We start from the raw sequence: 21,956 nt of genomic DNA, 5'->3' as shown, positions 1-21,956 counted from the left end.
CCGCCGGGTGCTCCGCTACCCTCGTCGGGTGCGGTTGGTGATTGCGAAGTGCTCGGTGGACTATGTCGGACGGCTCTCGGCGCACCTGCCGCTGGCCACCCGGTTGCTCATGGTGAAGGCGGACGGCTCGGTGTCCATCCACGCCGACGACCGGGCGTACAAGCCGTTGAACTGGATGAGCCCGCCGTGCCGGCTTGAGGAGGCTCCCGGCGTGTGGCGGGTGGTCAACAAGGCCGGCGAGGAGCTGCGCATCACCCTGGAGGAGATCTTCCAGGACACCTCGTACGAGCTGGGTGTCGACCCGGGCCTGCGCAAGGACGGCGTGGAGGCGCACCTGCAGGAGTTGCTCGCCGCCAACCCGGAGACCCTCGGCGAGGGCTTCACGCTGGTGCGGCGGGAGTACATGACCGCGATCGGCCCGGTCGACCTGCTCTGCCGGGACGCCAACCAGGGCGCGGTCGCGGTCGAGGTGAAGCGGCGCGGCGAGATCGACGGCGTGGAGCAGCTCACCCGCTACCTCGAACTGATGAACCGTGACCCGCTGCTCGCCCCGGTCGCCGGGGTGTTCGCCGCGCAGGAGATCAAGCCGCAGGCGCGGGTGCTCGCCACCGACCGGGGCATCCGGTGCGTGGTGGTCGACTACGACAAGCTGCGCGGCATCGAGCGCGACGAGCTGACCCTGTTCTGAGTCGGAAGGGCCGGTCAGCGGCCCCGGCCGTACATCAGCTTGGCGGCCTTGACGAGGCGGGCGACGTCGGCGGGGGTGCGTTCGAAGGTCATCGACGGCAGCAGCGACCGGGCCCGGCGGCGGGTGATCGACTTGGCCCGCCCGAACTCGCGGAGCCCGTCCTCGCCGTGGATCCGGCCGAAGCCGGAGTCGCCGACGCCGCCGAACGGAAGCGTGGACATGCCGGCGAAGGTCAGCGTCGAGTTGACCGCGGCCATCCCGGAACGCAGCCGCCGGGCGACCGCAACGGCGCGCTTGCGGCCGAAGACCGAACCCCCGAGGCCGTACGACAGGGCGTTGGCCCGGTCGACGGCCTCGTCCACGTCGCGGACCCGGTTGACGGTCAGCGTCGGCCCGAAGGTCTCCTCGCGCACCGCGGTCGAGTCCTCCGGCACGTCCACGAGCACGGTCGGGTGCACGTACGGCGGCTGGACCGCCTCGGGGCCGCCGAGCACCGGCCGGCCGCCGCGGGCCACCGCGTCGTCGATGTGCCGGCGGATCACGTCGACCTGGGAGGGCATGGTGATCGGCCCGATGTCGGCGCCGTCGGGGCCGACGGTGAGCCGGCCGGCCTTCGTCACCACCTTGTCGACGAAGGCGTCGAAGACCTGGTCGACCGCGTAGACGCGCTCGATGCCGATGCAGGTCTGCCCGGCGTTGGTCAGCGCACCCCAGACGCACGCCTCGGCGGCGGCGTCCAGGTCGGCGTCGGCGTCCACGATCATGGCGTCCTTGCCGCCGGCCTCCAGCAGCACCGGGGTGAGCGTCTCGGCGCAGGCGGCCATCACCTTCTTCGCGGTGGCCGTGGAGCCGGTGAAGGCCAGCTTCGCCACCCCCGAGCGGCACAGGGCCGCGCCGACGTCGCCGAGCCCGTGCACGGCCTGAAGGACCGGCTGCTCCGGCACCACCTCGGCGAACCGGTCCACGAGCCACTGCCCGACGGCCGGGGTGTACTCGCTCGGCTTGAACACCACGGCGTTGCCGGCGGCGAGGGCGTAGGCGGCGGAGCCGATCGGGGTGAAGACCGGGTAGTTCCACGGGCCGATCACGCCGACCACCCCGTAGGGCTGGTATTCCAGGTGGGCGGTGAACTCGGCGAGGATCAGCCGGGAGCGCATCCGGCGCGGCCCGAGCACCCGCCGGGCGTTGCGGGCGGCCCAGTCGATGTGCTCCAGGGCGGTGAGGATCTCCACCACGGCGTCGCCGACCGGCTTGCCGCCCTCGGTGTGCACCAGGTCGGCCAGCTCCTCCATCCGGCGGGCGAGCACGCCGCGCCAGCGCAGCAGCCGGTCGCGCCGGCCGGCGAAGCCCAGCCCGGCCCACCAGTCGGCGGCGGCGCGGGCCCGATCCACGGCGGCGCGCACGTCGGCCTCGGTCGCCACCGGGAGCCGTCCGGCCTCCTCGCCGGTCGCCGGGCTCGTCGACACCAGTCGACCGTCCTCGATGAGCGGGGTTCCCGGGACACGCACAGCCGTCATGGCCGAAGTCTAGACCCGAGCGTTACTCACCGGTAGGTCCCGCGCGGCCCGTACTGTGCCCAGGTCGAAGGGTGCCGCGGGCCCGGCGGGCTCCACGGACTCCGCCCAGGTCGGCGGTGCCGCGGGCCCGGCGGGATCGACGGAACGTGCCGCCGGTTGAACCGGCGGCGCCCGCCGAAACGTTGAACAGGAGATGGCCGGCCGGGGTCCCGGGGGTGACCACGCGGTGGTGGGACCGATTACCGTGAGGTGGCAGGCTGACGCCGCGGAGCGACGGTGGGGTGGAGGTCGACTGTCCATGGAGGAGCATCCGGAACTGATGCCGCTGTTGACGGTGTCGGGTGGGGCGATGCGGGGGCTGAGCTTCCGGGTCGGCCGGGATCCACAGCTGGTCGGCCGGGCGCCGAGCGCCGACATCGTGCTGGCGGACCCGCACCTGAGCCGGCGGCACGCCACGGTGCAGGCCACCTCCGACGGGGTGGTGCTCACCGATCTGGGCTCCACCAACGGCACCTGGCTCAACGACCAGCGGATCGTCGGCAGCGTGCCGCTCACCGACGGCGACGTGATCCGGGTCGGCCGCACCGACCTGCGCTTCTTCGATCCGGGCGTGGCCCGGACCGACCCGGTCGGGATGAGCTTCGGGCAGCCGCGCCGCGACCAGCGGCCCACCCTGCCGCTGCCGGTCCCGCCGACGCCGCGGGCGCCGGTCGAGTCGCGGGGCACGCTGCCGCTGGCGGTCGACGCGCACCGCTGACCCGGCGTTCGGCCACACCGGCCGCCGCCTCCGGATGGGGGTGGCCCACATGGACCGGTCGCGGGCGGCCGTGCCAGCATGCGCGGATGGGAAGCGAGCGACACACGGTCCGGGCCAACGGCATCGTCCAGGCGGTCCGGGTGGCCGGTCCGCCCGACGGCGTGCCGGTGCTGCTGGTGCACGGCAACGTGTCGTCCGCCGCCTTCTGGGAGCCACTGCTGCCCCGGCTGCCGGAGACGCTCCGGGTGGTCGCCCCCGACCTGCGCGGATACGGCGACACCGACACCGCCCCGGTCGACGCCACCCGGGGCCTCGGTGACTTCGCCGACGACGTGGCCGCCCTGCTCGAGGCCCCCGGCCTGTTCGCCCCGGGCGCCCGGCCGGTGGTGGTCGGGCACTCGCTCGGCGGTGGGGTGGCGATGCGGCTGCTTGTCGACCACCCGGACCGGGTGGCCGGGCTGCTGCTGGAGGCGCCGGTCTCCCCGTACGGCTTCGGTGGGACCCGGGACCTCGACGGCACCCCCACGACGCCGGACTTCGCCGGCACCGGCGCGGGCACCGCGAACCCCGACTTCGTGGCGCGGCTGGCCGCCCGCGACCGAGGGGCCGACGGCCCGACCAGCCCGCGCAACGTGCTGCGCTCGGCGTACGTGGCCGATCCGGCGTCGCTCGGTGGTGACGAGGAGCTGCTGCTGGAGAGCATGCTGACCACCGCCACCGGCGAGGACAACTACCCCGGCACGGCGGTCGCCTCGGCGCACTGGCCGGGCGTGGCGGCGGGGGAGCGGGGCGTGCTCAACGCGCTGGCGCCCGCGCACTTCCGGCTCGCCGAGGAGTTGGTCGCCGTCGGGACCAAGCGGCCGGTGACGTGGGTACGCGGCGACGCCGACGTGATCGTCTCGGACACCTCGCTGTTCGACCTGGCGTACCTGGGATCGCTCGGGGTGGTGCCGGGCTGGCCGGGGGCGGCGGACTGCCCGCCGCAGCCGATGATCGGCCAGACCCGGGCGGTGCTCGACCGGTACGCGGCGGCCGGCGGGACGTACCGGGAGGTGGTGCTGCCCGGCTGCGGGCACAGCCCGCACCTGGAGCGGCCGGCCGAGTTCGTCGCCGAGCTGCTGGCGCTCGCGGAGGTGCCCTCCGGGGTCTGAGCGACGCGGTGCGTGAAATATCCCACGGCGTCTCGACAACGCAGCGTCACATGGCAGACTCCGGCGCATAACCTTAGCCGCCGTTCATGTCGGCGACGGCGGAGTCAACCAGGGAGGCCGGTCGTGGCGCGCGAGTTCACCAGTGTGGGTGTGGTGGGTCTGGGCACCATGGGTGCCGGCATCGTCGAGGTGTTCGCCCGCAACGGCATCGACGTGGTGGCCGTCGAGATCTCCGCGACCGCCCTGGAGCGCGGCCGGGCCACCCTCACCGGCTCCACCGACCGTGCCGTGGCCAAGGGCAAGCTCGCCGAGGCCGACCGGGACGCGCTGCTGGCCCGGATCGACTGGCAGGTCGGGCTGGACGCCCTGCACTCGGTGGACCTGGTGATCGAGGCGGTGCCCGAGCACCTGGACCTGAAGCAGCGGATCTTCGCCGAGCTGGACCGGGTCTGCCGGCCCGAGGCGATCCTGGCCACCAACACCTCCTCCCTGAGCGTCACCGAGATTTCCGTCGCCACCACCCGGCCGAACCAGGTCATCGGCATCCACTTCTTCAACCCGGCGCCGGTCATGAAGCTGGTCGAGGTGGTCCGCACCGTGGTCACCTCGGCCGACGTGGTGGCCGACGTGGAGGCGCTCTGCGCGCGGCTCGGCAAGGTCGACGTCACGATCAGCGACCGCGCCGGTTTCATCGCCAACGCGCTGCTGTTCGGCTACCTGAACCACGCGGTCGGCATGTTCGAGTCCCGGTACGCCACCCGCGAGGACATCGACGCCGCCATGAAGCTCGGCTGCGGCCTGCCCATGGGCCCGCTGGCACTGATGGACCTGATCGGCCTCGACACCGCGTACGAGATCCTGGACACCATGTACCGGCGCGGCGGCCGCGACCGCCGGCACGCCCCGGTGCCGCTGATCAAGCAGATGGTCACGGCCGGCCTGCTGGGCCGGAAGTCCGGCCGCGGCTTCTACACCTACGAGCGGCCGGGCTCCCCCGTGGTCGTACCCGACGAGCACACCCCGGTGAGCACGGGCGCCGCGCTCGCCGACGGCGCCCGGGCGATCGCCAAGGTCGGCGTGGTCGGCTCCGGGACCATGGCCACCGGCATCATCGAGGTCTTCGCCAAGGCCGGCTACGAGGTCATCTCGGTGACCCGGGGCGCGGAGAAGTCCGCCAAGGTGTGCGAGGCGGTCAAGACCTCGCTGAACAAGGGCGTGGTGCGGGGGAAGCTGAGCGAGGACGACCGGGACGCCGCCCTGGGCCGGGTCACCTGGTCGGCCACCCTGGACCACCTGGCCGACGTCGACCTGGTGGTCGAGGCGGTCGTCGAGGAGCTGAGCGTCAAGAAGGCGCTCTTCGCCAGCCTCGACGAGATCTGCAAGCCGGGCGTCGTGCTGGCCACCACCACCTCCTCGCTGCCGGTGATCGACGTGGCGATGGCCACCCAGCGGCCCGCCGACGTGATCGGCCTGCACTTCTTCAACCCGGCGCCGATCATGCCGCTGGTGGAGATCGTGCAGACCATCCGCACCTCGGCGGAGACCGCCGCCACGGCCCGGGCGGTCTGCGCGGGACTGGGCAAGACCGGCGTGGTCTGCGGCGACCGGTCCGGCTTCATCGTCAACGCGCTGCTCTTCCCGTACCTGAACGACGCGGTGAAGATGCTGGAGGCCAGCTACTCGACCGCCGACGACATCGACTACGCCATGAAGCTCGGCTGCGGCTACCCGATGGGCCCGTTCGAGCTGCTCGACGTGGTCGGCCTGGACGTCTCGCTGGCCATCCAGCGGGAGCTCTACCTGGAGCTGCGGGAGCCGGGCTTCGCCCCCGCGCCGCTGCTGGAGCACCTGGTCACCGCCGGCTACCTGGGCCGCAAGAGCGGCCGCGGTTTCCGCGACCACACCAAGCGCTGATCCGGGTCAACAACCGGGGCCGGTGACGGCGTCTTCAGGGCGTGACCTTCGAGGAGTACGTCGGCAGCCGCGGCCCGGCCCTGTTGCGCCTGGCCCGGCTGCTGACCGGGGACGCGCACCGCGCCGAGGACCTGACCCAGGACGTGCTGGCCCGCGCGTACGTGCACTGGCGGAAGATCGCCCGGGCCGACCGGCCCGACGTGTACGTGCGGCGGATGCTGGTCAACGCGAACAGCTCGTGGTGGCGCCGGCGGTCCAGCCGGGAGCTGGCCGTCGACACCTTCGCCGAGCGGCCCGAGCGCGGTGACCTCGGCGGCGAGGCGGCCGACCGGGACGAGATGTGGCGGCTGATCCGCGCCCTCCCGGACCGCCAGCGCGCCGTGCTGGTGCTGCGCTACTACGAGGACCTGGACGACGCCACGATCGCCCAGATCCTCGACTGCTCGCCGGTCACCGTCCGCACCCACGCGATGCGGGCGCTCGCCCAGCTCCGGGAGCGCTGCGGCGCCCCGACGACGAAGGGGAGCCGGCAGTGACCGACCTCGACCAGCGAATCTCCGACGTGCTGCGCGAGCGCGCCGAGGGGGAGACCGACACGCATCGCCTGCTGCGGGCCTCCCGGGCCCTCGGCCGGCGCCGGCAGGTGCGCCGCCGGGTCGCCGCCGGCACCGCGCTCGCGCTGGTCGGCGTGGTCGCCTTCGCCGGCGTGAACGCCTCCGACGGCGGCCGGCTGACCGGCCGGCTGCCGTGGACGGCCGCGACCCCGACCGCGCCTGCGCCGGTGCCACCCCGGGCCGACGGGGTGCCCGGGGCGGCCGCCGACCCGACCCGGGTCGGCACCGACCCGCGGGTGCTGCACTTCGGCGTCGACCCGGCGCGGGCCCGGTACCTGGGCTGGGGGGTCGACGCCGGCCAGGTCGAGTCGATCCGGTTCGAGGCCGCCGGAGGACGGCGGGTCCTGGTCGAGGTGGCCCGTTCCGAGACGACCTTCCGTAACCTCGGGATCGAGGCGTTCCAGGAGGGTGTGCCGCGGCCGGCCGCCTTCGACGGCTCGATCCAGCGGGTGGCGGCGGGCAACGGCAACTTCGGGTTCGTGACCTGGTGGCAGCCGGCGGCCGGCCTCTTCGCCCGCGCGAGCATGCTGGGTGGCGACGCGATCGCGCTCCCCCGGTATCTTGCCGCGCTGCGCTGGGACGAGGCCCGCCGGTGCGCCGCGCCGGTGCGGCTCGACGCGCTGCCGGCGGGCGCCACGATCAACTCGTGCCAGGTCGACCTCTCCTCGTACCCGGAGCTGATCACCGCGCAGCTCAGCGTGGGGGGGAACGAGGAGCAGTACATGGCGGTCCGGTACCGGTACGCCGTGCAGGCCGGCACGAGCAACAAGTCGAACCGGACGGTCGGTGGCCGGCCGGCGTACGTGGCGCCGAACGGCTGGACCATCGACCTGGTCGGCATCCCCAAGGTGGAGCTGACAGCCACCTTCGGCTGGCCGGGCCAGGGCTTCACCGAGGCGGACGCGGGCGCGCTGCTGGGCGGGGCGCGGCTGGCGGAGGACCCGACCCGCCTGCAGACCTGGCCGTGACCGGGTGACCGCCGGCCGGAGTCGCCCGACCCGGGGCGCTCCGGCCGGCGGACCGTACGCTTGGTGACCGTGAGCCCCCGTCGCAACCGTCCCCGCCGGGACGAGACCGCCCATCTGGACGCCGAGCGGGCGCGCCAGGGCGTGCCGACCGTCCAGCAGTGGCGCGACGGCGACTGGCAGGTGCGGGGGATCACCGGCGGGGCGTCGGTGAAGACGTACCGCTGCCCCGGCTGTGACCAGGAGATCCGCCCCGGCGTGGCGCACGTGGTGGCCTGGCCGGCCGACGACCGGGGTGACCTGACCGACCGCCGGCACTGGCACAGCGGCTGCTGGCGGGCCCGGGACCGGCGCGGACCGAACCTCCAGCGCGGCCGGGGCGCCCCCCGGCACGGCTGAGCGATCTGGATCACCCTGTTTGCGCCCCGGCGGGCGGCGGGGACGGCCGCGCGGGAGACTGGAGCGGTGAGCACACCGATCCGTGCGTCGTCGATCCTGCCCGGCCGCCGGGAGGACATCGAGCTGCACACCGCCGACGGCCTGACGCTGGTGGGCGAACTGGCCCGGCCGCTGGAGCGGGAGCCGGTCGGCACCCTGGTCTGCCTGCACCCGCTGCCCACCCACGGCGGCATGATGGACAGCCACGTGTTCCGCAAGGCGGCCTGGCGGCTGCCCGCGTTGGCCGACCTGGCCGTGCTCCGCTTCAACACCCGGGGCACCAGCAGCGTCCGCGGCACCAGCGAGGGGGCCTTCGACGGCGCGGTCGGCGAGCGCTTCGACGTGGCCGCCGCCATCGAGTACGCCGAGTTCCACGAGCTGCCGAACATCTGGCTGGTCGGCTGGTCGTTCGGCACCGACCTGGCGCTGAAGTACGGCTGTGACCCGGCCGTGGCCGGCGCCATCCTGCTCTCCCCGCCGCTGCGCTACTCCGCGCCCGCGGACCTGACCGTCTGGGCCGAGTCCGGCCGGCCGCTCACGGCCCTGGTCCCCGAGTTCGACGACTACCTGCGCCCCGAGGAGGCCCGGCAGCGCTTCGCGGCCGTGCCGCAGGCCGAGGTGGTCGGGGTGCCGGGCGCCAAGCACCTCTGGGTCGGCGACGCGGAGACCGTGCTCAACGAGATCGTCAGCCGGGTCAACCCGGCCGTGCCGGTCCCGCTGCCGACCACCTGGGACGGCCCGATGGAGACCGGCGACGTCAGCGCGTACGCCGACCGGACGGTGGCCGCCTTCGCCGACACCCCGGTGCCCGGCCCGGAGCAGCGTCGCGCCGGCTGACGGTCAGCGGGACTCCTGCCGCGGCAGCACCACCTCGCGCAGGATGAGCTGGAGCGCGGCCACCGTGGGGATGGCGATCAGCGCGCCGACCACACCCAGCAGCGACACCCCGAGCAGGGCGGCCAGCAGTGCGGCCACCTCGTTGACCGAGACGGCCCGGCGCATGATCTTCGGGTAGATCAGGTAGTTCTCGACCTGCTGGTAGATCAGGAAGAAGACCAGGCAGGCGATGCCGACCGGCAGGTCGGTGGCGAGCCCGACCAGGGTCACCACCACGGCGCCCAGGGTCGCCCCGATCTGCGGGATGAGGTCGGTCACCGCGACCACCACGGCCAGGGCGAAGGGGTACGGCAGCCCGACCACCAGGGCGAACACGAAGGTGCTCGCCCCGGCCAGCACCGCGATGGCCAGGGCGCCGACCATGTACGCGCCGACCCGGGTCAGGATCTCGTCGCCGATCAGGCGGACCCGCTCGCGGCGGGACCGGGGCACCAGCGCGTACCCGAGGTCGCGCAGCTTGTTGAAGTAGGCCAGGAAGTAGATCGTCAGCACCAGCACGGTCAGCGCCCGGAAGATGGTGCCGAAGATGAGCTGCGCCCCGCCGAGCACGCCGCCGAGGGCCCGGCCGATGGTGTCCGCGTTCGCGGCCGACTGGACCCGCCGCATCACGTCGTAGCGCTCGACGAAGTCGTTGACGGTGGGGTTGCGGCGCAGCTCGTCGACGTAGCCGGGTAGGTGCTCGATGAACTGCCCGGACTGGGTCACCACCGGTGGCACCAGCGCCAGCAGCCCGCCGACGATGAGCAGCACGACGGTCAGCGTCACCACCGCCACGGCCAGCCCGTGCGGCAACCCCCAGCCCCGCAACCGGACCACGGCCGGGTGCAGGCCGACGGCGAGGAAGAGCGCGATCACCACCAGCACCAGGATGCCGACCGAGTTGCGTACGCCCAGGAACACCGCGTACGCCAGCAGCACGCCGAGGGCCCCGGTGAAGCCGATCAGGAAGCTGCTGCGTCGCAGTGGCCGGCCCGGCACGCCGAAGCGGCCGCTCGGCTCGAACTCGGTCGGCTCGGTCTCCACGGCGACCTCGGCCCGCGCGGGCTCGCCGGTCCGGGCGGGCTCGGGGTCCGGGCGCGAGGCGTCGGGCCGGTCGTCGTGCGGGCCGGCGGATCCCTCCTGCGACACCCGTGCCTCCCCGGCTCCCGCTCCGGCCCGGCGGAGCGTCCGTGCGGCGGACCGTGAGCACCGGACGGGTCCTCGGCGGCGCGCCCCCTCTTGCCCCGCAGGTTAGCGGTCGGCGCCCGCCCCGACCATCCCCTCCGCACCGATCCCGCCGGTCCGGCCAGGTGGTGGCGACCAGCCGGACCAGATCCGCCGGGGCCACCGGCACAGCGCGCCGGCACAGCACGCCGGCACAGCACGCCGGCGCGGCGCGGCGAGGCGGCGCGGCGAGGCGGCGCGGCGCGGCGGAGGCGGCCGGGAGGGCCGGGTCCGCTCAGTCCTTGTCGACGGTGACGGTGCTCGGCTTGGCGCTGCGCTCGTCGGTGGTCGGCTTGGTCGGGCGCTTGCCGTTCTCGCCGGTGCTGGTGATCTTCGTGGGGGTGGCGCCCCGGCCGCCCTCGCCGGGCACGGCGGCCACGGTCGGCTCGCCGTCCACCCCGGCGCTGGCGCCGGAGCCGTCCACGGTGGTCACCGGCTCGCCGACCGGGCGGGCCGTCGCGGCGTCCGCCGCCGGCCCGCCGGCCTCCGCGGGGGCGCCACCGTTGGGGGAGACCGCCGTGGTGCCCTTGGCGGTGGCGGGCACCGGGGTCCGGTCGCCCGCCGGAGTGCCGTCCGCGTCGCCGCCGCCCGCCGCGGTGGGCAGCTCGGCCGGGTCGACCGGAGTCGCGGCCAGGCCGGCCGGACCGGCCTCCGTGCGCAGCTCGGCGAGCCGGCGCTGGAGGTCGTCGGACTCCTGCCGGGACTTCCAGGTCTCCGTGCGCAGGTCGGCCAGTTCCTGCTGGGCGTTGGCGATCTCCAGCATCACCTGGGCGAGCTGCTGCCGGCCGGCCGCCACCTCCTGCTGGGTGGCCGCGAGGTGCTGCTGGGTGGTGGCCAGGTGCTGCTGCGTGGTGGCCGCGTACTCCTCGAACTGCCGCCGCGAGGCGGCCACGTGTTCGTCGGCCTTGCGGCGCTTGCCGGCGGCGTCCGCCTCGGCGCGGCGCAGCAGCTCGGCGGCCTCCTCCTCGGCCCGCTGGCGCATGGTGAGCGCGTCCTGCTCGGCGGCCCGCCGGAGCTCCGCTGCGCCCTGCTCGATCTCCGCGCGCCGGGCCGTGTACGCCTTCTCCAGCTCGTCCTGCCGCTTGGTGTGCTGCTTGTCCAGCTCGTCGCGGCGCTTGGCGAACTCCTGCTCGGCGGTGGCGCGGCGCTGGGCCAGCTCCTTGTCCGACGTCTCGCGCCGGGCCTTGACCTCCTTCTCCACGCCGGCCCGCCAGGCGCCCAGCTCCTGCTGGGTCTGGGCGCGGGCCTGCTGGACGTACGCCTCGGTCTCGCTCCGCATCCGCTGCACGTACGCCTCGACCTCGGCGCGGTTGCGCTTGCCGGCCTCGGTGGCCTCGGTGGTGAGCCGGTTGGCCTCGGTGCGGGCCCGGCCGCGGGTGACCTTCGCCGCCTCCTCCGCGTCGTCGACGACCTTCTTGGCCTCGGCGAGCGCCTTGGCGTGGGTGGCCCGGCCGGCCTCGGCGGCGGAGTCGGTGAGCCGCTTGGCCTCCTGCTGGGCCTTGGCGTGCACCTCCTTGGCCGCCTCGCGGAGCTGGGTGGCCTCCTGCTGGGCCTTGGCGAGCGCCTCCTTGGCCGTCTCGCGCAGCCGGGCGGACTCCTGCTGGGCGCGGGCGTGGATCTCCTTGGCGGTGTCCCGGAGCTGGGTGGCCTCCTGCTGGGCCTTGGCCAGCGCGTCCTGGGCGGTCTTCCGCAGCTTCTCCGCCTCGGCCTTGGCGGCGGAGAGAGTGGACTCCGCCTCGGCCTTGCGGGCGGCGGTGTGCCGCTCCTCCTCGGCGCGGCGGGCCGCGAGGGCGATCTCGAAGTCCTTGAGGGCCTGGGCCGCCTGCTCCCGGGCCTCCTCGACGATGTGCTCGGCGGCCGCCCGCCGGGCCTCGATCTCCTCGTTGGCGGCGGTCAGGATGTCGTCGGCCTGCTCCTCGGCCATGGTGAGGATCTGCTCGACCCGGGGACCCAGGTGCCGGAACGAGGCGCGGTCCACCACACCCACCTGCTTGCGCACCTGCGCGAGGTCGCGTTGCAGCACCTCGACCTGGCCGGCCAGCTTGTGGATCTGGGTGTACGCCTGTTCCCGCTCGGTCGTCAACGCGGAGATCTCGTGCTCCGCACGAGCGACGTAACGGTCGACCTGTCGTTTGTCGTACCCCCGCAGAGCGGACTCGAAGCTGGGCTCCGTGGTCACGTCCCCGCCGAGGGCGAACAGTTCCTCGCCGTGCGACATGCCCCCATCCTCACACGCATCCGGCCCTGCTGGGGCGATACGGACGCCCCTGTTGGGAGGCACAGTTCACTGAACTGGCGAAACGGGACGGAAAGCGTGACGGCGCGGGGCGACACCGGTCACCCGGTGTCACCCCGCGCCGCGGCTCATGCCCCGTCTGCGGGTGGTGGGGGTCAGCTGGCCGACTCGGCCGTGACCTTCTTGTCGGTGCCGTCGGCCTTCGGCGCCTCCGGCTTGTTGGCGCCCGCCGCCGGCACGCCCGGCACGATGCCGGCGAGACCGGAGAGCATCTGCCCGAGCTGCGAGGTGACCGCGTCCTTCTGCCGGGTGAGGTCCTCGACCTCGCGGCGGGCCGCCTGGGTGGTCAGCTCGGCCTCGGTGCGGGCCTCGTTGAGCAGTCGCTGCGCCTCGGCCCTCGCCTCGGACACCGTCTTGTCGGCCAGCGCCTTGGCCTTCTCCACCGTGTCGGTGGCGGTGCGCTCGGACTCGACCCGGCGGGCCTCGGCCCGCTGCTCGATCTCCTTGGCCCGCTCCTGGGCGGCACGGGCGCGCTGCTCGGCCTCGCTGACCAGCTTCTGGGTCTGCGCGACCTGGGCGGCGTGCCGCTCCGACTCCTCGCGCTCGGCCTTCTCGCGCCGCTCGGCGAGCTGGAGCTCCAGGGCCTGGAGGTCCTTGTCGCGCTTGTCCCGCGCGTCGGTGAGCAGCTTGGTGGCCTCGGCCCGCTTCTCCTCCGCCTCGCGGGCGGCCTTCGCCCGCTGCTGGGTGATCTCCCGCTCGGCGGTGGCGCGCAGGGTGGCGACCTCGCGCTCGACCGTGGACTTCAGCTCGGCCACCTCGTGGGCGGTGACCGTGCGCAGCTGCTTGGTCTCCCGGTCGGCGTCGGCGCGCAGGGTGTCGGCCTCGCGGCGGGCCTGCACCCGGACCTCGGCGGCCTCCCGCTCGGCGGCGGTGCGGACGCTGCCGGCCTCGCGCTCGGCGCTGGCCTTCATGGCGGCCGCCTCGGCGCGCGCCTTGTCGGTGATCTCCCGCGCCTCCAGGCGGGCGGCGGAGAGGATGCCCTCCGACTCGCGCTTGGCCTCGTTGCGGTGGTCGTTGGCCTGCTCCTCGGCCAGCCGGAGGATCTGCTCGACCCGGGTGCCCAGACCGGAGAGGGTCGGCCGGTTGTTCTCCTCGAGCTGCTTGTTGGTCTCGGTGAGCTTCTGCTCGAGCGCGCCCTGGCGCTGCTCGGCCTGGCGCAGCCGGCGCTGCGCGTCGTTCATCCGCTGCTCGGCCTCGGCGCGGGCCTGCTCGGACTGGCTCAGGGCGGCGGTCAGCCGGCCGATGAAGTCGTCGACCTGGTTGGTGTTGTAACCGCGCAGGCCAACGGTGAAATCGGGCTGTGAGTTCGCGTTATCGAAGAACGCAAGAGGGGAGGACTGCTGCTGGGGCATTGGGACATACTCGCAGACGCCCCAGGGTGCTTCGCAAGAGCGGTGCGCAGCTTTCGTGTCCTGTTTACATGGTCAACTTCGCCGCGTGCCGGGCCCGGACCAACCGGCGATCTTGGCAGGTCCCGGGCGGGTCGGGCGGCCGAGCGGGGAGAGCGCGAAAAGGGCCGCGGGTCGGCGCCCGCGGCCCTTTGTCGGACAGCAATCGAATGGTGTTGCGGCCTACCGGAAAGGCAATGCCGGCGTCAGTGCCCGCGGAACCGGTTGATCGCGGTTTCGTGCCGGGCGCGCAGCTCGGTGTCCCGGACGCCGAGCCCGTCGGTGGGCGCCAGGCAGCGCACGCCGACCTTGCCCTGGTGCGCGTTGCGGTGCACCTCGTACGCGGCCTGGCCGGTCTGCTCCAGCGGGTAGGTCCTCGACACGGTCGGGTGCACCTTGCCGAGCGCCACGAGCCGGTTGGCCTGCCACGCCTCGTGGTAGTTGGCGAAGTGGCTGCCGACGATCCGCTTGAGGTGCATCCAGAGGTAGCGGTTGTCGTACTGGTGCAGGTAGCCGCTCGTGGAGGCGCAGGTGACGATGGTGCCGCCCTTCTTGGCGACGTAGACGCTGGCGCCGAAGGTCTCCCGGCCGGGGTGCTCGAAGACGATGTCCGGGTCCTCGCCCCCGGTCAGCTCGCGGATCCGCTCCCCGAAGCGGCGCCACTCGTCCTGGTCCTGGGTCTCCTCGTCCTTCCAGAACCGGAAGCCCTCGGCGGTGCGGTCGATGACCAGCTCGGCACCCATCTTCCGGCACAGCTCGGCCTTCTCCGGCGAGGAGACCACGCAGACCGGGATGGCCCCGCCGCCCAGCGCCATCTGGGTGGCGTAGCCGCCCAGGCCGCCGGAGGCGCCCCAGATCAGCACCACGTCGCCCTGCTTCATGTTGGCCCCGTGGTGGGAGACGAGCTGCCGGTACGCCGTGGAGTTGACCAGCCCCGGGCTGGCCGCCTCCTCCCAGCTCAGGTGCCGCGGCTTCGGCATGAGCTGGTTGGCCTTCACCACGGCCAGCTCGGCCAGGCCGCCGAAGTTGGTCTCGAAGCCCCAGATCCGCTGCTGCGGGTCGAGCATGGTGTCGTCGTGGCCTGCGGCGTCCTCCAGCTCCACGGAGAGGCAGTGCGCGACCACCTCGTCGCCGGCCTTCCACCGGGTCACGCCCGGCCCGGTCCGCAGCACCACGCCGGCCGCGTCCGACCCGACCACGTGGTACGGCAGGTCGTGCCGGCGGGTCAGCTCGGAGAGCCGGCCGTAGCGCTGGAGGAACTTGAAGGTGGGCAGCGGCTCGAAGATGCTCGTCCACACGGTGTTGTAGTTGATGGCGCTGGCCATCACGGCGACCAGCGCCTCACCGGGGCCCAGCTCGGGGGTGGGCACCTCCTGGACGTGCAGCGCCTTGCGCGGGTCCTTGTCCCGGGTGGCCATGCCGTCGAACATCCGGGTGTCCTCGGCGCGGACCACCACGCCCCGGTAGCTCCCGGGTACCGGCAGGCCGGCGATGCCGGCGAGCTCCCGCTCCGGCTGGGCGGAGCCCTCCGCCGCCATGATCGCTTCGAGGATGTCCTGCACGGTGACCTCCCGTTCGTTGCGCACCCGCACCGGGCGGGCAGGGGTGCTGCCATCGTCGGCGCCGGTGCGACGGGACCGCCATGTCGGCAATCGACACAACCGGCACCGGTCGCACTCCTGTGGGGCCGGACGTTACTGAACGGTAGCTAGGGCCGGAAGTCCTCTGTGAAAAACTGCATCCACCGATGCGTGGAGGTGTCCGTGGGAACGTGAAACCGCGCAGTGCCGCGCCGTGTCCCAGGTGCTGAGAGGGGCGCCGGCCGCCTCGGCCGGCGCCCCTCCGCGCGGTTCAGTGGCCGGTTGCGGCCGGCTCGACCAGCTCGACCAGGACGCCGCCGGCGTCCTTCGGGTGCACGAAGTTGATCCGCGAGTCGGCGGTGCCGCGCCTCGGCTTCTCGTAGAGCAGGCGCACGCCGCGCTCGCGCAGCGCCGCGCAGGCCGCGTCGATGTCGGTCACCGTGTACGCGACCTGCTGCACGCCCGGCCCGTTGCGGTCCAGGAACTTGGCGATCGTCGAGGACGGCGACAGCGGGGCGAGCAGCTGCACGCAGCCGCCCTCGGCGGTCGGCCCGACGGCGAGCATCGCCTCGCGTACGCCCTGCTCCTCGTTGGTTTCGGTGTGCACGCAGCGCATCCCGAAGGTGCGCGCGTAGAAGTCGATCGCGGCGTCCAGGTCCGCCACGGCGATCCCGACGTGGTCGATGCGGCGCAGGCCGATGTCTGTGACATGGTCGGCAGCGGGCTCGACGGGGGAGTTCTCAGCCATGGCGCCAGTCTGATCCAACGATCGTTCGGGAGACAGAGACCCTCCCAGTCGGGCATCTCACTCCGCCGAACGGACCACGCTCGAACGTCCTCGGCGTGAGCCTCGGTCGAACGGCCGGATCCCGAACGGGGTCACCCGGCCCGCATCCTCCGTACGCCCGAGCGGCGGCCGGCGCCGCTCCAATCGTCCTGCTGGACGGGCGATGCCCCGCTGACCAGGTCGCGAGCAGGATTCGAACAGGCACGCACATCAGCAATGGTCGTCCCCCGGCCAGCGCTCGCGGCCCGGGCACGGGGGCTGACCGGACTCGGGAGGGTCGAGCCGTGCATACGGCACCGGAGAGGCGCGGCAGCGCACGGGGCGCCACCGTCGCGGGCGGCCGGGCTCGGGAGCGGTCGGCATGACGATGGAGCAGTGGGCGGCGGCCGGCGTCGTGCTGGGCGCGATCCTCAGCGCGCTGACCCTGGCCGTGACGGTGAGCCGGCCGCTGCGCCGCCTGGCCCGGCAGAACGAGGAGTTCCGGCAGGACTGGTACGGGGTGCCGGCCCGACCGGGCCACGACGCCCTCCCGGGGGTGCCGGAGCGGTTGCGGCGGATCGAGACGGAGCTGCACCCGGACGGGCGTGGGACGCTGCGGGACGCGGTCAACGATGCGGAGCGCCGTCTCAAGGACGTGGAGAGCCGCCTCGACGACCACCTCCGGTCACCGCGGGGTGGAACGCCCGGCCGTTGACCCGGTGGTGACCCAGCTCATCGATCGTTCGGCATATGCGAACCCGGACGGCGCACGGTTGATCTGCAACTTGCACACGGTGGAGAGTGCGGATGGTGAGTTCATTGTCACGCCCTGTCGCCGCCATCTGGATCCCCTCCCACGTCGACCCGATCGAACCCCACCTCATGGCCTGCCTGGACCACGCGCGGCGCTGCCGCTACGGCCTCCTCGGCATCATCACTACCGCGCCGTGGGACGAGGTCAGGCAGATGATGATCGACGGGAAGGTCGACGTGGTGGTGGTCGCGGAGCGGGAGCACCTCCCGCCGGACCGGACGCCGCGGATCGAGGTGGCCACCCGCGGGGCGCACCCCTCGCCGGCGTCGTCGCCCAGGGGGCCGGTGCCGCCGCGCCGGCGCCGTCCGCGCCAGGGCTGAACGTGCGGAACTTCATTGATCATCATGACTGGGTCGCATTGCGGACGTGCTCGGGGTCACCGTACTGTCGCCCTTCCCGGCAGATATGGTGCGTCCTAACAATCGTTAAGGCGTACAGGTCGGCACCCCCTCGGAGGCAGGCATGGCTTCGGTGATCGTCAGCGGCGCGCGGACCCCGATGGGGCGTCTGCTGGGCAACCTCAAGGACCTCCCGGCGACGAAGCTCGGCGGCGTCGCGATCAAGGCAGCGCTGGAGCGTGCCGGCGTGGCGCCGGACCAGGTCCAGTACGTGATCATGGGGCAGGTGCTCCAGGCCGGCGCGGGCCAGATCCCGGCCCGCCAGGCCGCCGTCGAGGCGGGCATCCCGATGTCCACCCCGGCGCTGACCATCAACAAGGTCTGCCTCTCCGGCCTGGACGCGATCGCCCTGGCCGACCAGCTCATCCGGGCCGGCGAGTTCGACATCGTGGTGGCCGGCGGCATGGAGTCGATGACCAACGCCCCGCACCTGCTGCTCGGCCAGCGCTCCGGCTACAAGTACGGCGACGTGACCATCAAGGACCACATGGCCCTGGACGGTCTCACCGACGCCTGGGACTGCTGCTCGATGGGCGAGTCCACCGAGCGGCTCGGGGCGAAGCACGGCATCACCCGCGAGGAGCAGGACGCGTTCGCCGCGGCCAGCCACCAGCGCGCCGCCGCCGCCCAGAAGAACGGCCACTTCGCCGACGAGATCACCCCGGTGATCATCCCGCAGCGCAAGGGCGACCCGCTGGTGATCAGCGAGGACGAGGGCATCCGCCCGGACACCACCACGGAGTCGCTGGGCAAGCTCCGCCCGGCCTTCACCAAGGACGGCACCATCACGGCCGGCAGCTCCTCGCCGATCTCCGACGGCGCCGCCGCGGTGGTCGTCATGAGCAAGGCCAAGGCCAAGGAGCTGGGGCTCACCTGGCTGGCCGAGATCGGTGCGCACGGCAACGTGGCCGGCCCCGACAACTCGCTGCACTCGCAGCCGTCGAACGCCATCCAGCACGCCCTGAAGAAGGGCGGCCTCAGCGTCTCCGACCTCGACCTCATCGAGATCAACGAGGCGTTCGCCCAGGTCGGCATCCAGTCCGCGCGGGACCTCGGGGTCAGCACCGACAAGATCAACGTCAACGGCGGCGCCATCGCGCTCGGCCACCCGATCGGCATGTCCGGCGCCCGGCTGGTGCTCACCCTGGCGCTGGAGCTCAAGCGGCGGGGCGGCGGCACCGGCGCGGCCGCGCTCTGCGGCGGCGGTGGCCAGGGCGACGCGCTGATCATCCACGTTCCGAACGGTGCCGAGAGCTGACCGTGGGCGACAGTGTTCAGAACGTCCCGGCGGCGGCCGCCGGCTCGGTGCGCCGCAGCCGGGACGTACCCCTGCTGGTCGAGCGGGCCCGCGCGGGCGACCCCCGCGCGGTGGCCCGGCTGATCACCCTGGTCGAGTCCGGCGACGAGGTGCTGCCGCAGGTCGCGGCGACCCTCGCGCCCTACGCCGGGCACGCCCAGGTGGTCGGCCTGACCGGCTCGCCGGGCGTGGGCAAGTCGACCACCACCAACGAGCTGGTCCGGGCGCTGCGGGCGCGCGGCCACCGGGTGGGCGTGCTGGCCATCGACCCGTCGAGCCCGTTCACCGGCGGCGCGATCCTCGGTGACCGGGTCCGGATGCAGGACCACGCCACCGACCCGGGCGTCTACATCCGCTCGATGTCCAGCCGGGGCCACCTCGGCGGGCTCTCGGCGGCCACACCCCAGGCGGTGCGGGTGCTGGAGGGCGCCGGCTGCGACGTGGTGCTCGTGGAGACCGTCGGCGTCGGCCAGGCCGAGGTCGAGGTGGCCTCGCTGGCCGACACCACGCTGGTGCTGCTCGCCCCGGGCATGGGCGACGCCATCCAGGCCGTCAAGGCCGGCATCCTGGAGATCGCCGACGTCTTCGTGGTCAACAAGGCCGACCGGGACGGCGCCGACGCCACCGTCCGCGACATCCAGGGCATGATCGCGCTGGGTGAGCGCGGGCCGGGCGAGTGGCGGCCGCAGGTGGTGCGCTCCATCGCCGCCCGCGGCGAGGGCATCGACGACATCGCCGCCGCGATCGACAAGCACCGCGACTGGCTGGAGCGCCACGGCGAGCTGCGCCGCCGCCGCGAGGCGCGGGCCGCCGCCGAGATCGAGGCGATCGCGCTGGGCACCCTGCGGAACCGCATCGGTTCACTGCGCGACGGTACGCAGCTGCCGACCCTGGCCGCCAAGGTGGCCGACGGCGCCATCGACCCGTACGCGGCGGCCGGCGAGCTGCTGGCGCAGCTCGGCGCCTGACGGGTCCACTGGGGAACACCCCCGCCTAGTACGCTCGCACCGCCTCACGGACCCGTGGGGCGGTGCGCGTCTGTGGTGGGAGAGCATGGCTGACGAGACCCAGGAGCTGTCGGTGACCCCGAACGCGGTGGCGGGCGGTGCGACACACGTCTCCGACGAGGTGGTGGAGAAGATCGCGGTGGCCGCCGCGAAGTCGGTGCCCGGGGTGGCCGAGCTGGGCGGCGACGTGGCCCGCTTCTTCAACGCCGTGCTGGACCGGGTCGGGCTGGACCAGGTCGGCGACGCCCGCCGCGGCTGCTCGGCGCACGTCACCGACGGGGCGGCGGTGGTCAACCTGGTCATCGTCATCGGCGGCGGCCGGCCGGTGCCCGAGGTGACCGAGGCGGTCCGCGTCGCGGTGACCTCGGCGGTCGAGGCGTACGGGCTGCGGGTCGACGAGATCAACATCCGGGTCGACGACGTGGCCCTGGGTGGGCCGGTGGTCCCCTCGGCCTGACCCCGGTTACCGGTCGGTAGGCGCAAGCTTAGCGATCGTTCAGGCTGGCGTTCTACACTCGGTCTGCATCCCAGGACTCGAGGAGGAGCTCCGCGCATGGACGCCGACGAGATCGCCGCCGGTCGGGCCCGCTGGCAGGCCCGCTACGACGCCGCCCGCAAGCGGGACGCGGACTTCACCACGCTGTCCGGGATGACCGTTGACCCGGTCTACGGGCCGCCGGAGGGGGTGCCGTACCCGGACTTCGAGCGGATCGGCTGGCCGGGCGAGTTCCCCTACACCCGGGGGCTCTACCCGACCGGCTACCGCGGGCGCACCTGGACCATCCGGCAGTTCGCCGGGTTCGGCAACGCCCAGCAGACCAACGAGCGCTACAAGATGATCCTCGGGGCCGGCGGCGGCGGGCTCTCCGTCGCCTTCGACATGCCGACCCTCATGGGGCGCGACTCCGACGACCCGCAGTCGCTCGGCGAGGTCGGGCACTGCGGCGTGGCGGTCGACTCGGCCGCCGACATGGAGGTGCTCTTCGACGGCATCGACCTGGCCGGCGTGACCACCTCGATGACCATCTCCGGCCCGGCCGTCCCGGTCTTCTGCATGTACCTGGTCGCCGCCGAGCGGCAGGGCGCCGACCTGTCCACCCTCGACGGCACGCTCCAGACCGACATCTTCAAGGAGTACATCGCGCAGAAGGAGTGGCTCTTCGACCCGGAGCCGCACCTGCGCCTCATCGGCGACCTGATGGAGTACTGCGCCCGGGAGATCCCGCGGTACAAGCCGCTGTCGGTCTCCGGCTACCACATCCGCGAGGCCGGCTCGACCGCCGCGCAGGAGCTGGCGTACACCCTGGCCGACGGGTTCGGCTACGTGGAGCTCGGGCTCTCCCGGGGGCTGGACGTCAACGTGTTCGCCCCGGGCCTGAGCTTCTTCTTCGACTCCCACGTGGACTTCTTCGAGGAGATCGCCAAGTTCCGGGCCGCCCGCCGGATCTGGGCCCGCTGGCTGCGCGACGTCTACGGCGCCACCAGCGAGAAGGCCCAGTGGCTGCGGTTCCACACCCAGACCGCCGGGGTGTCGCTGACCGCGCAGCAGCCGGTCAACAACGTGGTGCGGACCGCCGTGGAGGCCCTGGCTGCCGTGCTCGGCGGCACCAACTCGCTGCACACCAACGCCCTCGACGAGACCCTGGCCCTGCCCACCGACGAGTCCGCCGAGATCGCCCTGCGCACCCAGCAGGTGCTCATGGAGGAGACCGGCGTCGTCAACGTCGCCGACCCGCTCGGCGGCTCCTGGTACGTGGAGGCGCTGACCGACAAGATCGAGGCCGAGGCGGAGGAGATCTTCGCTCGGATCCGGCAGCTCGGCGGCGAGGGCCCGCACAAGATCGGCCCGATGACCTCGGGCATCCTGCGCGGCATCGAGGACGGCTGGTTCACCGGCCACATCGCCGAGTCGGCCTTCGTCTACCAGCAGGCGCTGGAGAAGGGCGACAAGCGGATCGTCGGGGTCAACTGCCACACCGGCACGGTCGCCAAGGACCTGGAGATCCTGCGCATCTCGCACGAGGTCGAGCTGGAGCAGCGCCGGGTGCTCGCCGAGCGCAAGGCCGGCCGCGACGACGCCGCGGTCAAGGCCGCCGTGCAGCGGATGGTCGAGGTCAGCCGGACCGGCGAGAACATGATCCCGGCCATGCTGGACGCGGTCCGGGCCGAGGCCACGCTGGGCGAGATCTGCGACGCGCTGCGTGGCGAGTGGGGCGTCTACCGCGAGCCCGCCCGCTTCTGAGCCCTCGGAGGGCCCCGTCCCGAC

General features: G+C 73.3%; 20 protein-coding genes. 14 read left to right on the top strand and 6 right to left on the bottom strand.

Translation table 11 applies throughout. The annotated features are described in order from the left end of the window. The first annotated feature begins 28 nt into the window (after nucleotides 1–28). A complete protein-coding gene (gene nucS, locus ABZ452_RS11265; RefSeq protein WP_091269785.1) occupies nucleotides 29–688 on the top strand; it encodes an endonuclease NucS in 660 nt (219 codons plus the stop codon). A 14-nt stretch (nucleotides 689–702) separates the two neighbouring features. On the opposite strand, the gene ABZ452_RS11260 is transcribed toward nucS, so the two are convergent. After that, nucleotides 703–2,205, bottom strand: coding sequence for an aldehyde dehydrogenase family protein (locus tag ABZ452_RS11260; RefSeq protein WP_357941372.1), 1,503 nt, complete (start codon nucleotides 2,203–2,205; stop codon nucleotides 703–705). A 298-nt stretch (nucleotides 2,206–2,503) separates the two neighbouring features. Between ABZ452_RS11260 and ABZ452_RS11255 the strand changes: the two genes are divergently transcribed. The 7 genes from ABZ452_RS11255 (at nucleotide 2,504) to ABZ452_RS11225 (ending at nucleotide 8,881) form a co-directional block, all read left to right on the top strand. After that, nucleotides 2,504–2,962, top strand: a complete 459-nt coding sequence (locus tag ABZ452_RS11255) for an FHA domain-containing protein (RefSeq protein ID WP_357941370.1) — start codon at nucleotides 2,504–2,506, stop codon at nucleotides 2,960–2,962. A gap of 86 nt (nucleotides 2,963–3,048) precedes the next feature. Beyond that, nucleotides 3,049–4,113 carry an alpha/beta hydrolase gene (locus ABZ452_RS11250; protein ID WP_357941368.1) on the top strand — a complete coding sequence of 355 codons (1,065 nt, stop codon included), beginning with the start codon at nucleotides 3,049–3,051 and terminating at the stop codon, nucleotides 4,111–4,113. A gap of 123 nt (nucleotides 4,114–4,236) precedes the next feature. Continuing rightward, nucleotides 4,237–6,027 carry a 3-hydroxybutyryl-CoA dehydrogenase gene (locus ABZ452_RS11245; protein ID WP_357941366.1) on the top strand — a complete coding sequence of 597 codons (1,791 nt, stop codon included), beginning with the start codon at nucleotides 4,237–4,239 and terminating at the stop codon, nucleotides 6,025–6,027. Nucleotides 6,028–6,068: 41 nt separating this feature from the next. Next, on the top strand, nucleotides 6,069–6,563 hold the full coding sequence (locus tag ABZ452_RS11240; RefSeq protein WP_313718476.1) for a SigE family RNA polymerase sigma factor: 495 nt from the start codon (nucleotides 6,069–6,071) through the stop codon (nucleotides 6,561–6,563). Then, nucleotides 6,560–7,609 (top strand): hypothetical protein, encoded by a 1,050-nt coding sequence (locus tag ABZ452_RS11235; RefSeq protein ID WP_357941364.1) that lies wholly within the window; start codon nucleotides 6,560–6,562, stop codon nucleotides 7,607–7,609. Before ABZ452_RS11240 ends, ABZ452_RS11235 begins: the two co-directional genes overlap by 4 nt. Before the next feature lie 63 nt (nucleotides 7,610–7,672). Further along, entirely contained in the window at nucleotides 7,673–8,005 is a 333-nt protein-coding gene (locus ABZ452_RS11230; protein ID WP_357941362.1) for a hypothetical protein, read from the top strand. A 66-nt stretch (nucleotides 8,006–8,071) separates the two neighbouring features. Further along, complete coding sequence (locus ABZ452_RS11225; RefSeq protein ID WP_357941360.1) at nucleotides 8,072–8,881, top strand: alpha/beta hydrolase; 810 nt, start codon at nucleotides 8,072–8,074, stop codon at nucleotides 8,879–8,881. A gap of 3 nt (nucleotides 8,882–8,884) precedes the next feature. Here the strand turns inward: ABZ452_RS11225 and ABZ452_RS11220 are convergent, their stop codons facing one another. The 5 genes from ABZ452_RS11220 to mce all read right to left on the bottom strand — a co-directional run bounded on the left by ABZ452_RS11220 (nucleotide 8,885) and on the right by mce (nucleotide 16,156). Next, nucleotides 8,885–9,964: an AI-2E family transporter gene (locus tag ABZ452_RS11220; RefSeq protein ID WP_357941981.1), complete on the bottom strand. Its 1,080-nt coding sequence runs from the start codon at nucleotides 9,962–9,964 to the stop codon at nucleotides 8,885–8,887. 415 nt (nucleotides 9,965–10,379) lie between these two features. Beyond that, nucleotides 10,380–12,362: a hypothetical protein gene (locus tag ABZ452_RS11215; protein ID WP_357941358.1), complete on the bottom strand. Its 1,983-nt coding sequence runs from the start codon at nucleotides 12,360–12,362 to the stop codon at nucleotides 10,380–10,382. Nucleotides 12,363–12,535: 173 nt separating this feature from the next. Then, a complete protein-coding gene (locus ABZ452_RS11210) occupies nucleotides 12,536–13,792 on the bottom strand; it encodes a DivIVA domain-containing protein (RefSeq protein ID WP_357941356.1) in 1,257 nt (418 codons plus the stop codon). Between the two features lie 242 nt (nucleotides 13,793–14,034). Continuing rightward, nucleotides 14,035–15,390 (bottom strand): crotonyl-CoA carboxylase/reductase, encoded by a 1,356-nt coding sequence (gene ccrA / locus ABZ452_RS11205; protein WP_357941979.1) that lies wholly within the window; start codon nucleotides 15,388–15,390, stop codon nucleotides 14,035–14,037. Between the two features lie 289 nt (nucleotides 15,391–15,679). Beyond that, a complete protein-coding gene (gene mce / locus ABZ452_RS11200; RefSeq protein ID WP_357941354.1) occupies nucleotides 15,680–16,156 on the bottom strand; it encodes a methylmalonyl-CoA epimerase in 477 nt (158 codons plus the stop codon). Between the two features lie 400 nt (nucleotides 16,157–16,556). On the opposite strand from mce, the gene ABZ452_RS11195 reads away from it, so the two are divergent. The 6 genes from ABZ452_RS11195 (at nucleotide 16,557) to ABZ452_RS11170 (ending at nucleotide 21,932) form a co-directional block, all read left to right on the top strand. After that, the gene (locus ABZ452_RS11195) at nucleotides 16,557–16,889 is read left to right on the top strand and encodes a hypothetical protein (protein WP_357941352.1); all 333 of its coding nucleotides are present in this window, start codon (nucleotides 16,557–16,559) and stop codon (nucleotides 16,887–16,889) included. A gap of 104 nt (nucleotides 16,890–16,993) precedes the next feature. Then, nucleotides 16,994–17,308 (top strand): hypothetical protein, encoded by a 315-nt coding sequence (locus ABZ452_RS11190; protein WP_357941350.1) that lies wholly within the window; start codon nucleotides 16,994–16,996, stop codon nucleotides 17,306–17,308. A 142-nt stretch (nucleotides 17,309–17,450) separates the two neighbouring features. After that, the gene (locus ABZ452_RS11185) at nucleotides 17,451–18,644 is read left to right on the top strand and encodes an acetyl-CoA C-acetyltransferase (RefSeq protein ID WP_357941348.1); all 1,194 of its coding nucleotides are present in this window, start codon (nucleotides 17,451–17,453) and stop codon (nucleotides 18,642–18,644) included. A gap of 2 nt (nucleotides 18,645–18,646) precedes the next feature. Further along, complete coding sequence (gene meaB / locus ABZ452_RS11180) at nucleotides 18,647–19,651, top strand: methylmalonyl Co-A mutase-associated GTPase MeaB (protein WP_357941346.1); 1,005 nt, start codon at nucleotides 18,647–18,649, stop codon at nucleotides 19,649–19,651. Between the two features lie 85 nt (nucleotides 19,652–19,736). Further along, nucleotides 19,737–20,147, top strand: coding sequence for an Asp23/Gls24 family envelope stress response protein (locus tag ABZ452_RS11175; protein ID WP_357941344.1), 411 nt, complete (start codon nucleotides 19,737–19,739; stop codon nucleotides 20,145–20,147). A 96-nt stretch (nucleotides 20,148–20,243) separates the two neighbouring features. Continuing rightward, complete coding sequence (locus ABZ452_RS11170) at nucleotides 20,244–21,932, top strand: methylmalonyl-CoA mutase family protein (RefSeq protein WP_357941342.1); 1,689 nt, start codon at nucleotides 20,244–20,246, stop codon at nucleotides 21,930–21,932. Nucleotides 21,933–21,956 lie beyond the last annotated feature (24 nt).

Origin of the sequence: Micromonospora sp. NPDC005707 (assembly GCF_040631005.1) — a bacterium.
In the GTDB taxonomy this organism is placed as follows: domain Bacteria; phylum Actinomycetota; class Actinomycetes; order Mycobacteriales; family Micromonosporaceae; genus Micromonospora.
The sequence above is the reverse complement of the archived record's forward strand: the minus strand, read 5'-3'. Positions and strand labels throughout refer to the sequence as shown.